General features: G+C 63.6%; 8 protein-coding genes and 1 tRNA gene. 2 read left to right on the forward strand and 7 right to left on the reverse strand.

Features of this window, described 5'->3' with window-relative positions:
- Positions 1 to 31: 31 nt before the first annotated feature.
- Positions 32 to 1,024, forward strand: a complete 993-nt coding sequence (locus tag ABM562_RS08655) for an asparaginase (RefSeq protein WP_134061295.1) — start codon at positions 32 to 34, stop codon at positions 1,022 to 1,024.
- Positions 1,025 to 1,028: 4 nt separating this feature from the next.
- Here the strand turns inward: ABM562_RS08655 and ABM562_RS08660 are convergent.
- The 7 genes from ABM562_RS08660 to fdnG form a co-directional block, all read right to left on the reverse strand.
- Positions 1,029 to 1,124 (reverse strand) — tRNA-Sec (locus tag ABM562_RS08660).
- A gap of 9 nt (positions 1,125 to 1,133) precedes the next feature.
- The gene (selB, locus tag ABM562_RS08665) at positions 1,134 to 3,053 is read right to left on the reverse strand and encodes a selenocysteine-specific translation elongation factor (RefSeq protein ID WP_460421435.1); all 1,920 of its coding nucleotides are present in this window, start codon (positions 3,051 to 3,053) and stop codon (positions 1,134 to 1,136) included.
- The gene (gene selA / locus ABM562_RS08670) at positions 3,050 to 4,465 is read right to left on the reverse strand and encodes an L-seryl-tRNA(Sec) selenium transferase (RefSeq protein WP_460421437.1); all 1,416 of its coding nucleotides are present in this window, start codon (positions 4,463 to 4,465) and stop codon (positions 3,050 to 3,052) included. The genes selB and selA overlap by 4 nt, the downstream gene beginning before the upstream one ends.
- Positions 4,466 to 4,624: 159 nt before the next feature.
- The gene (fdhE, locus tag ABM562_RS08675; protein ID WP_460421439.1) at positions 4,625 to 5,548 is read right to left on the reverse strand and encodes a formate dehydrogenase accessory protein FdhE; all 924 of its coding nucleotides are present in this window, start codon (positions 5,546 to 5,548) and stop codon (positions 4,625 to 4,627) included.
- Between the two features lie 4 nt (positions 5,549 to 5,552).
- Positions 5,553 to 6,206, reverse strand: a complete 654-nt coding sequence (locus ABM562_RS08680) for a formate dehydrogenase subunit gamma (RefSeq protein WP_115085081.1) — start codon at positions 6,204 to 6,206, stop codon at positions 5,553 to 5,555.
- Complete coding sequence (fdxH, locus tag ABM562_RS08685) at positions 6,203 to 7,153, reverse strand: formate dehydrogenase subunit beta (RefSeq protein WP_115085080.1); 951 nt, start codon at positions 7,151 to 7,153, stop codon at positions 6,203 to 6,205. The genes ABM562_RS08680 and fdxH overlap by 4 nt, the downstream gene beginning before the upstream one ends.
- Positions 7,153 to 10,218 (reverse strand): formate dehydrogenase-N subunit alpha, encoded by a 3,066-nt coding sequence (gene fdnG, locus ABM562_RS08690; protein ID WP_166675632.1) that lies wholly within the window; start codon positions 10,216 to 10,218, stop codon positions 7,153 to 7,155. Before fdnG ends, fdxH begins: the two co-directional genes overlap by 1 nt.
- Positions 10,219 to 10,552: 334 nt before the next feature.
- On the opposite strand from fdnG, the gene ABM562_RS08695 reads away from it, so the two are divergent.
- Positions 10,553 to 13,022 (forward strand): DUF5801 repeats-in-toxin domain-containing protein (locus ABM562_RS08695; protein WP_460421442.1); only part of this gene is annotated, 2,470 nt, incomplete at its 3' end.

Below are 13,022 nucleotides of genomic sequence, written 5' to 3' on the forward strand. Positions count from 1 at the left end.
CGCTTTTCTCTCACCTGCCCGGAAATTTCTCATGCGTGCAGTCAAGAACCTTCTAGTCCTGTACACCGGCGGCACCATCGGCATGCTGCAAACCCCGCAAGGCCTGGCGCCTGCCGGTGGCTTCGAAGCGCGCATGCGTGAGCACCTGCAACAGCTGGCCGATGCGCCGCTGCTGACCTGGCGCCTGCACGAACTGACGCCGTTGATCGACAGCGCCAATATGCAGCAAGGCAACTGGCTGGCCATGCGCGAGGCGATTGTCGAAGCGGTCGAGCGCGATGGCCATGACGGCATCCTCCTGCTGCACGGCACCGACACCCTGGCCTACACCGCCGCGGCACTGTCGTTCCTGCTGCTCGGCCTGCCGGTACCCGTGCTGCTGACCGGCTCGATGTTGCCGGCCGGCGCCCCCGACAGCGACGCCTGGGACAACCTCTGCGGCGCCCTGCGCTTGATGGCGACGGGTATCGACAACGGTGTGCAGCTGTATTTCCACGGCCAGCTGTTGCATGGCGCGCGCGCTTCGAAGCTGCGCAGCGAGGCTTTCGATGCCTTCGCCACGCTGCCGCGTGAACGCGATGGGCAACGCGTCGAGACGATCCCGGCCTGCCTGGATTATCGCCAGCCATGCCAACCGGTAAACCTGATGGTGTTGCCGGTGTTCCCCGGGCTGCAGGTCGGTCATCTGCGCGGCCTGCTGGCCAGCGGTGTACAAGGCCTGCTGCTGGAGTGCTACGGCAGCGGCACCGGGCCGTCGGACGATCAGGACCTGTTGGATGCATTGCACGACGCTCGCCAAGGCGGGGTGTTGATTGCTGCTATCAGCCAGTGCCCGGAAGGTGCGGTGCACTTCGATACTTATGCGGCCGGCAGCCGCTTGCGCGACACCGGCCTGGTCAGCGCTGGCGGCATGACCCGCGAAGCTGCGCTGGGCAAGATGTTCGCCTTGCTCGGCGCCGGGCTGGATGTTCAGGCGGCGGAGCACTGGTTCGCCCTGGACCTGTGCGGCGAGCGCGCACAGTAGAAAATGGCGGAAGGCAGCGGGAGTCGAACCTGCCCAGGAACGGCTGCCGTCCCCAACCGGGTTTGAAGCCCGGCCGCGCCACCGGGCGCGATTGCCTTCCTTGTACGGATTACTGCCCGGGCGATTGGGCCAGGGCATTGTCGGCGCGGATCTGCCGCCGATCGCCAACACGCCGGGTCAGGCCGATGCGGTCGAAGTACTCGAGTATCTGCACGCTGCGTTTGCGGCCGATCCCCAAGACATCGCGAAACGCTGCGACCTGCACCACCGGGTCATCGCTGGCCAGCTGCAAGAGCATAGCCGCCATTTGCCGGATCGTGGCCTCAGGATAGAACAGATCGCGCACCACCTGGTGCACCTGCCCCAAGCGCCCGAGCTTGCGCAGCAACAAGCGCACCTCGGCCTCATCGGCTTTTACCGACCTGGCCAGATCGCGTACCCAGGGCGGATCGAACGTGCCTTCTTCAAGCAACGGTTGCAACTGGCTCCACAGCTGGGAGTCGGCATCGCTCAAGCGTATCTGGTGCCCGGGCAGATGCAGCCAGGGCCCGCTACCGACCAACCTGCCGCCGGCGAGCAGCTCATCCACCAGGCTGATGAATGCCGGACGTTCCAGTGCCAGGGCAATGAAGCGACGCAAACGATCGCGATCAGGGCCGAGCTGATCCGGCTCCTGCTCATGGAAACGCGCCAGCCCCTCCAGCACTGCGGTTTGCAGTGCAAGCCAATGCTCATCGGTGAACAGCAGCGGTCCTTGCCGGGTAGCGATTATCTGGACATTGGCAGGTAGTTGCCAACTGCTGCGCAGGCGGTTGAACTGACGCTCCAGGCGCTGTGGGTCGAGCCCGATGTCGTCACTGGCGAGCAGTGCCGGCAGGGCCTGTTCCAGGCTGTTGGCGCAGGCCAATGCCTGCAACTGGGCGATGCGCGCCTCGCTGCGGCGCTGGCGGGCAGGCGCAAAGGGGTCGAGTACACGGCCCCCCCCAAGGGTACGTTGTGCACGCTGGTCACGCAGTACCAGCCGATCACCGTGAACCGCCTGCAGCGGTGCATTGCTGAGCAACTGGGCGAACATGCGCGCGCCCGGCAGCAACTGCTCGCCCTGCAACAAAGCCACCCGGGCGGTGACATCCTGGGTGCCCAGGTGCACGTGCACCGGGCTGAAATGCTCGAAGGCGCGAAGTTCGCTGGCCAGTAGCTGCAGCTCGATATCCAGACGCTGGGTCGGCGCGTGCAGCCACTCGGCAAGCAGCCAGTCGCCGCGGTGAATCTGCTCAAGGTCCAGGCGCTCGGCGCTGATGTTCAGGGCGACTCGCTGCCCGGCATGGGCCTCGGCAGCCACCTGGTTCTGCGCATGCAGGCCACGCACCCGCACCGGCTTGCCGGCTTTACCCAGCAGCAGGGTGTCGCCCAGTTGCACACGCCCGTCCAGCGCGGTACCAGTGACCACGATGCCGGCGCCAGCTACTGCGAACGCGCGGTCGATGGCCAGGCGAAAACCGCCCTGGCTACGGCGCTGGCTGACCTCGCCCTGGGCCGCCAGCAAGGCCAGGCGCAGCGGCTCGATGCCCTCACCCGTCACACTGGAAACCACGAACTGCGCCGCGCCCGTATAAGGCCCGGCCGCCAGCAACGCACTGACCTGGACTTGTACTTCCTGCACCCGCTGCGGCTCGACCCGATCGCACTTGCTGATCACCACCAGGGCCTGGGGAATGCCCAGCAATTCGACAATCGCCAGGTGCTCGCGGGTTTGCGGCATCACCCCGTCATCAGCAGCGACGACCAGCAGCACCAGGTCGATACCCTGGGCGCCAGCGAGCATGTTGTGGATAAAACGTTCGTGGCCGGGCACATCGATAAAGCCGGTAAGAGGTGCGCCCTCGGTCAGGGCGGCATAGCGATAACCGAGGTCGATGGTCATGCCGCGCTCGCGCTCTTCCCGGCGCTGGTCGCCCGCCTGGCCGGTCAGGGCTTCGAGCAGGGCCGTCTTGCCGTGGTCGATATGCCCGGCGGTACCGACAATCACACCTGCACCTGCGACAACTGCGCCAACCACGCGGCTTCGTCATCGAGTTGGCGCAGGTCCAGCCACAGGGCATCGTCATCGATGCGTCCGAGTACCGGAATCGGCAGGGCCCGCAGCGCGCTCTCCAGGCCATGCAAGGTGCGCCCGCGCAGGCGCTTGGAGACCTGTGGGCGCAAACACAAGGCAGCACTGGGCAAGCGCGCCACCGGCTGGCTGCCACTGCCGATCATGCCCAGCGCAGGCTCTGCGCTGACCGTCCAGTGGTCGCCCAGCTGTTGAGCCAACGCCGGCAGCAAGCGCTCGGCCTGCTGGAGGATATCGGCCTGCGACCGGGTCAGCAGGCGCAGGCTGGGCAGGCGCTCGGCCAACTGATCGGGGTTGCGGTACAAAGCCAGCACGGCTTCAAGTGCCGCAAGGGTAAGCTTGTCGACCCGCAAGGCGCGTTTGAGCGGGTTCTTCTTGATCCGCGCGATCAAGTCCTTGCGCCCGACGATGATGCCCGCCTGGGGCCCGCCCAGCAGTTTGTCGCCGCTGAAGGTGACGATATCGGCGCCATCAGCCAGGGACTGGCGCACGGTAGGCTCGGCCGGCAAGCCCCAGCGGCTGAGATCGAGCAGGCTGCCGCTGCCCAGGTCTTCCAGCAACGGCAACCCGTGGCGATGGGCCAACTGCGCCAGTTCTGCCGTCGGCACCTGGGTGGTGAAGCCCTGGATGCTGTAGTTGCTGCAATGCACGCGCATCAACAGGCCGCTGCGCGGGCTGATGGCCGCTTCGTAATCGCGGGCGTGAGTACGGTTGGTGGTGCCCACTTCATGCAGCTTGACCCCGGCGCGGGCCATGATATCGGGAATACGAAAAGCACCACCGATCTCGATCAGCTCGCCACGCGAGATGATCCCCTCCTTGCGTGCGCCCAGGCTGTTGAGCGCCAGCAGCACGGCAGCGGCGTTGTTGTTGACCACAGTGACGGCCTCGGCGCCGGTGAGCTCGCGGATCAGGCCTTCGATCAGGTCATCGCGGTCGCCGCGTTTGCCGCTGGCCAGGTCGAATTCAAGGTTGAGCGGGTAGCGGGCAGCCCGTTGCACGGCGTCGATGGCCTCCTCAGGCAGCAAGGCCCGCCCCAGGTTGGTGTGCAACACCGTGCCGGTGAGGTTGAACACCCGGCGGACCTGGCTGCGGTGCTGGGCAGCAAGGCGCTCGGCAGCCCGGCCCAGCAGCACGGGGGCGGCTAGCTCGGCGGCATCCAGTTGACCGAGCCTGGCGTCGTCGCGCAGGTCGTCGAGCAGTTGGCGCAGGCTGGCCAGGACAGCGTCGCGGCCGTAGCGGTCGATCAGCGGGAGGCTGGCGGGGTGACGCAACAGGGTGTCGATGGAGGGCAGGCGGGTCGGGAGCTTGGCGAGGTTGGACGGCATTCAGACGGTTCTCAACTTCAGCGTTGACCTAGTGGGAGCTGGCTCGCCAGCGATGGCATCACTACAGTCCTGGCGATGGACCGCAGCGTCTGCATCGCTGGCAAGCCAGCTCCCACAGGGTTCGGGTGGCATGGGCAAAACCTCAGTGTAGACCCGATCTCACTCCCCTCCCGGCGTCAGCAACAGGTTCGGCGCCAGGCGCTGAAATCCTTCCTGATCCAGGCGCATATCCAGCGCCAGGCTGGCCAGGTCGGCCGACAGCGCTTCGGCATCGGCGTCGTTTTCCAGGTAGATGTGCTTGAGATAGGCGTTGCAGCCCGGACAGCACTCGGCCTGCAGCGGTGCCTTGGCGCTGGCATGGCGGTCGTCCTCAAAGCTGAAATACTTGAGGTCCTTGCTCTGCTCGCAGTACACGCACTTGACCCGCACCACATGCCATTCGCAGGCACACAGCGAACACACCAGGTAACGCAGGCCGTTGTACTTGCCGCGGTGGCGGATCACCCCGGCCATCGCCGGTGAGCCACAGGCCGGGCATTGGCACAGGCTGTCCGCCGCCTTCAACTCGACACCCTGCAGGCTCAGCAACCAATGGCTCCAGGCGGCCTGCAACGCGGCGCCGAGAAACGGCACCAACGCCGCCGGTACCAGGCTGTACTGGCCTGTGAGCAAGGCGATGGCCCACAGCTTGCGCTGTTCGTCGGCAGCACGCTGCAGTACTGCCACCGCATCCGCCACAGCGCCACGCGAAGCCGGATAGCGCTGCAACAACGCCTGCAGATAAGCCAGCCAATGCCCTTCGCGCACCAGGCTGTCGGCCGCCAGCGGTGGCAAGCCGTGCTCGACACACAGGCGCTGGCGCTCAGTGTCGCTGGGGGCTGCGGCAGGCGGTTGGTCCAGCAGGCCCTGTTGTACCTGGCACAGTCCGGCCAGCAACCGCAGGTAATCCGCCAGCGGGTTGCCCTCGGCCAATAGCTCCAGCCGCTGCGCGCGCAAGGCGAACAGGTTCTTCGGCGGCAGATAGAGAAACGGCGGCGTGCTGGCCGCCGCTTCGATCTGCCCGGGTTCCAGAAGAGTACTCAAGCGCTCATCCTTTTTTGTTGATCGGCGGCTCCGGTTGTTTGTCGCCGGTCACCTCCCGATACCACAGCTCATGGTGCTTTTTCGCCCAGGCGCGGCTGACCCAGCCATGCAGCATGGCGCTGACCGAGCCCTTGATCCAGATGCCGGCGTAGATGTGGACGATGATGCTCAGCACCAGCACGAACGCCGCCAGCGCATGCAGCAGGGTTGCCAGGCGAATCGAGCCGATGCCGAAGTAACTGCTGAAGTAGGCGCGCCAGATCACCACGCCGCTGATCAACAGGACCAGCATGCACAGCAGCAGCGTCCAGAACAGCAGCTTCTGCCCGGGGTTGTACTTGCCGATCGGCGGTACGCCCTCCTCTTCGTTGCGCATCACCCGGTCGATGCGTTTGAGCCACAGGCGATCGTTGGCGATAAAGTAGTTCGCCCGCCAGAAACGCAGCACCAGGCCAAGAAAGAACACGAACATCAGCACGCCCATGAACGGATGCAATATGCGCGTCCAGGGCCCGCCACCGAACAGATGGCTGAGCCAGTACAGCGCCGGGTGAAACAGCGCCAGCCCCGACAACGCGGCCATGATGAAGAGGATCGCCACCAGCCAGTGGTTGGTCCGCTCGTTGGCGTTGTAGCGCAGGATCGGTTTGTCGTTCATGGTCGTTCCTCCCCTTGCCCACCTGGCCGGTTCGGGTCATAGACATGCACCGCTGGGTCGACCACATGCACGCTGGCATCCGGCGGGCTGGGGTGCTCGTCTTCTTCGACCCGTTGCGGGCCGACGCGCACATAATGGAAGAACCCGGCCAGCACCGCCGCGCCCATGGCCAGCAGCGCCAGCGGCTTGGTCACACCTTTCCACAAGCCGACCAGCGGGCTGATGATCGGCTGGTCCGGAAGGCCTGCGTATATCCTCGGTGTGTCGGCGTGGTGCAGCACGTACATCACGTGGGTACCGCCGACGCCATCCGGGTCATACAGGCCGGCGTTGTCGAAACCACGGGACTTGAGGTCGACGATGCGCTCGGCGGCATGCTCCTTCATGTCCTGCTTGGTGCCGAAGACGATGGCGCCGGTCGGGCAGGTTTTCACGCAGGCCGGCTCCAGCCCCACCGACACGCGGTCGGAACACAGGGTGCATTTGTAAGCCTTGTGGTCCTTCTGCGAGATCCGCGGGATGTTGAACGGGCAGCCGGTGATGCAGTAACCGCAACCGATGCAATGGTCCTGGTTGAAGTCGACGATGCCGTTGGCATGCTTGATGATCGCTCCCGGGCTCGGGCAGGCCTTCAGGCAGCCGGGGTCAGCGCAGTGCATGCAACCGTCCTTGCGGATCAGCCACTCCAGGTTGCCCTCGCTGGTCTCATGCTCGGTGAAGCGCATTAGGGTCCAGGTTTCGGCGCTCAGGTCCTGCGGGTTGTCGTAGGTGCCATGGTTGTGGCCAACCTCGTCACGCAGCTCGTTCCATTCCGAACAGGCCACCTGGCAGGCCTTGCAACCGATGCACTTGGTAGTGTCGATCAGCTTGGCCACTTCCTCCTGCTGACGGATAGACGAAGGGGCGGTGGTGGTGGCCGAACGGGCGATGATGTCTTGGCTGGCCATCAGATTTTCTCCACGTTGACCAGGAACGACTTCGATTCCGGGGTCTGGGTGTTGCCATCACCGAGGAACGGCACCAGGGTGTTGGTCAGGTAGCCGTGCCGGGTTACCCCGGTAAACCCCCAGTGCAACGGAATGCCGATCTGGTGCACGGTCTGGTTGTTGACCTGCAACGGCCGGATCCGCTTGGTCACCACCGCAACTGCCTCGATATGCCCACGCTTGCAGGAGACCCGTACCCGGTCACCGGCGGCGATACCCTTCTCCTTGGCCAGGGCTTCGCCGATCTCGACAAACTGCTCGGGCTGGGTCACGGCGTTGATCGGACAATGCTTGGTCCAGAAGTGGAAGTGCTCGGTCAGGCGGTAGCTGGTGGCCGCGTAAGGGAAGTCCTTGGCTTGCCCCAGGCTGTCCCAGACCGAATCGAACACCCGCCCGGCCGGGTTGCTGGTCGCCTGCTTGTTGTTCGGGTGCAACGGGTTGATGCCGATCGGCGTCTCGAACGGCTCGTAATGCTCGGGGAATGGCCCTTCGGCCATCTTGTCCAGGGCAAAGAAGCGCGCGACCCCTTCAGGGTTCATGATGAACGGGTTCATCCCCGACTCCGGCGCCGCATCGACCTTGAAGTCCGGCACGTCGGTGCCGCCCCACGCCTTGCCGTTCCACCACACCAGGCGCTTGTTCGGCGCCCACGGCTTGCCTTGAGGGTCGGCCGAGGCACGGTTGTAGAGAATCCGTCGGTTCATCGGCCAGGCCCAGGCCCAGCCCAGGTTTTGCTTCATCCCGTACGGGTCGGCGTTGTCGCGCCGGGCCATCTGGTTACCCTGCTCGGTCCAGCTGCCAGAGAAAATCCAGCAACCGGAGGCGGTGCTGCCATCGTCCTTGAGCTGGGCGAAGCCGGCCAGTTGCTGCCCGGCCTTGACCAGCGCCCCCGAGGCATCGGTGACATCGGCCACGGCGTAGCCACTGAACTCCTTGGCGATTTCTTCCGGCGTCGGCTCTTCGGGCACCTTGTAGGGCCAGTTGAGTTTGAGGATCGACTCGGCCCAAGCGCCGCCGTCGCGCTGATAACGCTCGCGCAGGCGCAGGAACAGCTCGCTCATGATGCGCACGTCGGTACGCGCCTGTCCCGGCCCTTCGGCGCCCTTCCAGTGCCATTGCAACCAGCGGCTGCTGTTGACCAGCGAGCCATCCTCCTCGGCAAAGCAGGTGGTGGGCAGGCGAATGACTTCGGTCTGGATACTGGCCGTTTCGACATCGTTGAACGGCCCGGCATTGCGCCAGAACTCCGAGGTCTCGGTGGCCAGCGGGTCCATCACCACCAGCCACTTGAGCTTGCTCAGGGCGGCGGTAACGCGGTTCTTGTCGGGCAAGGCGGCAATCGGGTTGAAGCCCTGGCAGAAGTAACCGTTGACCTGGTCCTTGGCCATCATGTCGAACATCTTCAACACATCGTAACCGGGGATATCCAGCTTCGGCAGGTAGTCATAGCCCCAGTTGTTCTCGACTGTGGCGTTGGCGCCATACCAGGCCTTCATCAGGCTGACATGGAACTTGCCATAGTTCTGCCAGTAGGACAGCTGCCCCGGCCGCAGTGCCTTGGGCGCACGCTTGGCGATGTAGGCGTTGTAGTCTTGCTCGGCATCCGCGGGCAGGGTCAGGTAACCCGGCAGCAGGTTGGACAACAGCCCAAGGTCTGTCAGCCCCTGGATATTGGAGTGCCCACGCAAGGCGTTGACTCCGCCACCCGGCATGCCGACGTTGCCCAGTAGCAACTGGACCATGGCGGCACTGCGGATGATCTGCGAGCCGATCGAATGCTGAGTCCAGCCCAGGGCATAAAGAATCGTCATGGTCTTGCCCGGTTGCGAGCAAGTAGCGATCTCTTCCCAGATCTTGCGCATGCTGTCGGCCGGCATACCGCAGATCTGGCTGGCCAGTTCCAGGGTGTAGCGGCTGTAGTGCTGCTTCATCAACTGGTAGACACAGCGTGGGTCCTGCAGCGTCGGGTCGACCTTGGCAAAGCCGTCCTCGCCGATTTCGTAGCCCCAGCCGGACTTGTCGGTGTAACTGCGCTTGGCCGCGTCGTAACCACTGAACAGGCCGTCTTCGAAACTGAAACCGGCTTTGACGATAAACGACACATCGGTGTAGTTGCGCACGTACTCGTGCTGGATCTTGTCGTTGCTCAGCAGAAAATTGATCAACCCGCCCATGAAGGCAATATCACTGCCGGTGCGGATTGGCGCGTAATAGTCGGCCACCGAAGCGGTTCGGGTAAAACGCGGGTCGACCACGATCAGACGGGCCTTGTTGTGGGCCTTGGCCTCGGTCACCCATTTGAAGCCACAGGGATGGGCTTCTGCAGCGTTGCCACCCATCACCAGGATCAGATTCGCGTTGGCGATATCGGTCCAGTGGTTGGTCATGGCTCCACGGCCGTACGTCGGGGCAAGACTTGCCACCGTCGGGCCATGTCAGACACGTGCCTGGTTATCGAACCCCAGCATGCCAAGGCTGCGAATGACCTTGTGGGTCATGTAGCCGGCTTCATTGGAAGACGCCGAGGCGGCCAGGAAGCCTACGCTCAGCCAACGGTTGACGGTCTGGCCCTGGGCATTCTTCTCGATGAAGTTGGCGTCACGGTCGGCTTTCATCAGGTCGGCGACACGGTCAAGCGCGTCATCCCAGGAAATCCGCGTCCACTCGTTGCTCCCCGCCTTGCGCACCTGGGGGTACTGCAAACGGCTGGGGCTGTGGATAAAGTCGAGCAGGCCGGCGCCTTTCGGGCACAGCGTACCGCGGTTCACCGGATGGTCGGCGTCGCCTTCGATATGGATGATGTTCTGCGCCACGTTCTTGGCCGCATCACCCTGGCTGTACATGATCAGGCCGCAGCCGACCGAGCAGTAGGGGCAGGTGTTGCGGGTCTCTTTGGTGTGCGCCAGCTTGAAGTGGCGCACCTGCTCGGCGAAGGCAGGTGTCGGGGCCATGCCCAACGCCGCCAGGCTCGAGCCTCCAAGGCCAACTGCTGCGACCTTGAAGAACTGCCGACGGTTGAGATCCATCGTGCACTCCTGATCAGGTGGTGGACGCGCGGGACGTTGCCGGCGTCTCTTGAACGATCACGGTGGCGACATTGGTAGCAGTCACCAGTTGATACTGTAGTCAAGATTCCTGACCAGCGTGCTGAAAATGGCTCATTACCCCGTTACAGGTTGCGCACGACATTGAGCGCAGCGCTACGTCATCGCGCTTCCCCTCCCAAGTAGTCCGAAACTCCCATCTCGCCTGGGAGTATCGGCCGATGCACAAGTTCCGACGCTTATCCATAGTTGCAGCGTGTATCGATAGTAGGTCCACGGTCCGGCCCCTACGCCTGGAATTGCTCTGGAGAATGTCATGACTACCCGCAAAAAAATAACAACACCCACGAGCGACCTGACCGGTGACAGCAGTACCGATCTGTTCCCCATCCGCCAGAATGCCGTTGCGAGCAAAGACAAAAACGCTACCGTCGTAAGCGATCCACCGCCCCAGCAGACGCCGACCGTCACAACCGATCAAGCAGACTACGCCCCCGGCAGCACGGCCATCATCACGGCCAGCGGTTTCGCCGCTGGTAGCACAGTGGCGCTCGAAGTGGAGCACGCCACCGGCCCAGGCGCGGATAACCTGTGGGGCACGCCCGACGATGTACTCAATACCAACACCGGCGAGGGACATGAGCCCTGGTACGTGACCGACGGCGGTGCTGGCGATCTCGACGGCCAAGTCAACGGCAGCGTCACGACCTCGTGGTACGTGAATCCCGACGATTCGGCAGGCGCGACGTTCCTGCTCACCGCCACCTCTGCCGGTGCCGATGGCAAGTTTGCTACTCGTGACGACGTTGTCGCGACAACGTCGTTTACCGACAGCGCCCTGAGCGTGGTAGCGACGGGGGTAAACGTTTCGTTGGACGAAACAGCCGGCTTGCAGAACAGCATGGCCACCGCAGTCCCTGCGGGAGACGCTGACGACAATGACATTCTGCTCACGGCGCTGCCCTCGGCCTTCGCTACCCGGCTGACAGCACTGGGGGCAGGTACCGCAACAGGTGCGGCCTTGAGTGGCTATACGGGGGCGGCGGGCAACACGGGCAGCAATGCGTTCACCATCACCGCGGCGCCCGGAGCCAGCATTTCCGATATCAGCTTCACCGACAGCCTTGGCGCAGCGCTCAATGGCCTGGACAGCGGACTCGATACCCTCAATGGCACCGATATCCTTCTCTATACCGATACCAACAACAACATCCTGCTGGGCCGAGCCGGGGGCCCAGCCGGCGCGATCGTGTTCGCGGCCTACATTGAGGAAACCGGATCACCGGTCAGCGGCGGCAAGATCTGGACAGTGGAATACCAACCGCTCAAGCATCCGGACGCCAGTAACCCGGACGATGCCCTCAACCTGCTGAACAAGGTGTTCATCGGTGCTAGCCAGGACCTGGTATTCAGCCTGGCCAATGCGCCTTCAGGGCAAAACCTGTTCCTGATGTTCACGACGGCGAACCCGACCGTTGTCGACGTCGGTGGGGTCCTGCGGATCACGGACCCGACAATTATCGCCACCGGCAAGAACCCCGCCGACCAGTCGAGCGGCGCCAATATAACGACGGGCGACACGATCAATACCAGCCAGGCGGGTGGCCCGACCACCTTCGGCACCAACAGTCAGATGATTACGGAACAGGAAGGCATCCGCTTTTCGTTCGTCACCGGTGCCCGGCAGAATGTGACCATTCCCAACCTGGATCAGAACGAAGCAGATGTTGAAGCCAACATCGACTTTACCGCCGTGTTCAATACGAGGTCGGCCACTTTCGACGTCGTGCAGTTGCAAAGCGGCAAGAGCGCTGTGGTAAAAATCAGCGCATTCAGCACCGCTGCTGAACCTGGCGTGAATTTCATCAACGGCTATGTGGGTGATACGTCAGTTGCAATCAGCAATGTTCGCGTCATCAACATCAGCACCGGGCTGGTGATCGAGAACTCGGACGGATCGGCGAATGATCCGGCCATTGTCATCAGCTTTGCTTCCGGGGTTGCAACCATCACCGGCGTTAAAGCCGGCTACAAGATTGAATACACCACAACGGCAGACCACAACCGCGTGCTCATCGAGAATGGCGCGGCTACCGACGCCAAGGGCAATAACCACGCCGATTTCGATATCGGTGGCTTCAAGCTGCTCCAAGCCTCTACTACGACCGCCGAAATTGGCTCGAAGATGATCTTCGAGGACGACGGCCCGAGCATCAGCACCACCGGCACCGAGCCAACACTGACAGTAGACGAAACTGTGCTGGCAACTAACGCCACGCAGAACTTCGCCGCCAACTTCACCTCGGCGTTTGGCGCCGATGGCGCCGGCACGTTGACCTATGCGCTGGGCGTGGTAGCCGGGGCTTCCGGGCTGACCGACACGGCCACTAATGAGGCAGTGAACCTGTCGCTCAACAGCGGCGTGGTCGAAGGCCGTACGGCGACGACCAATCAACTGGTGTTCACTGTCAGCGTTGCCGCCAACGGTGACGTCACCCTCGATCAGCTTCGCGCCGTGGTGCATTCCGACACCACCAATCCGGATGATTCCACCAGCCTGACCGCCGACAACCTGGTGACCCTGACGGCAACCAAAACCGACAGGGATGGCGACAGCGTCCAGGCCACCCTGAACATCGGGCAGAACCTGGTATTCAAGGACGACGGCCCGAGCATCAGCACCACCGGCACCGAGCCAACGCTGACGGTGGACGAAACCGTGCTGGCGACCAACGCCACGCAGAACTTCGCCGCCAACTTCACCTCGGCGTTTGGCGCCGATGGCG

This window comes from Pseudomonas sp. ZL2, from assembly GCF_054788455.1.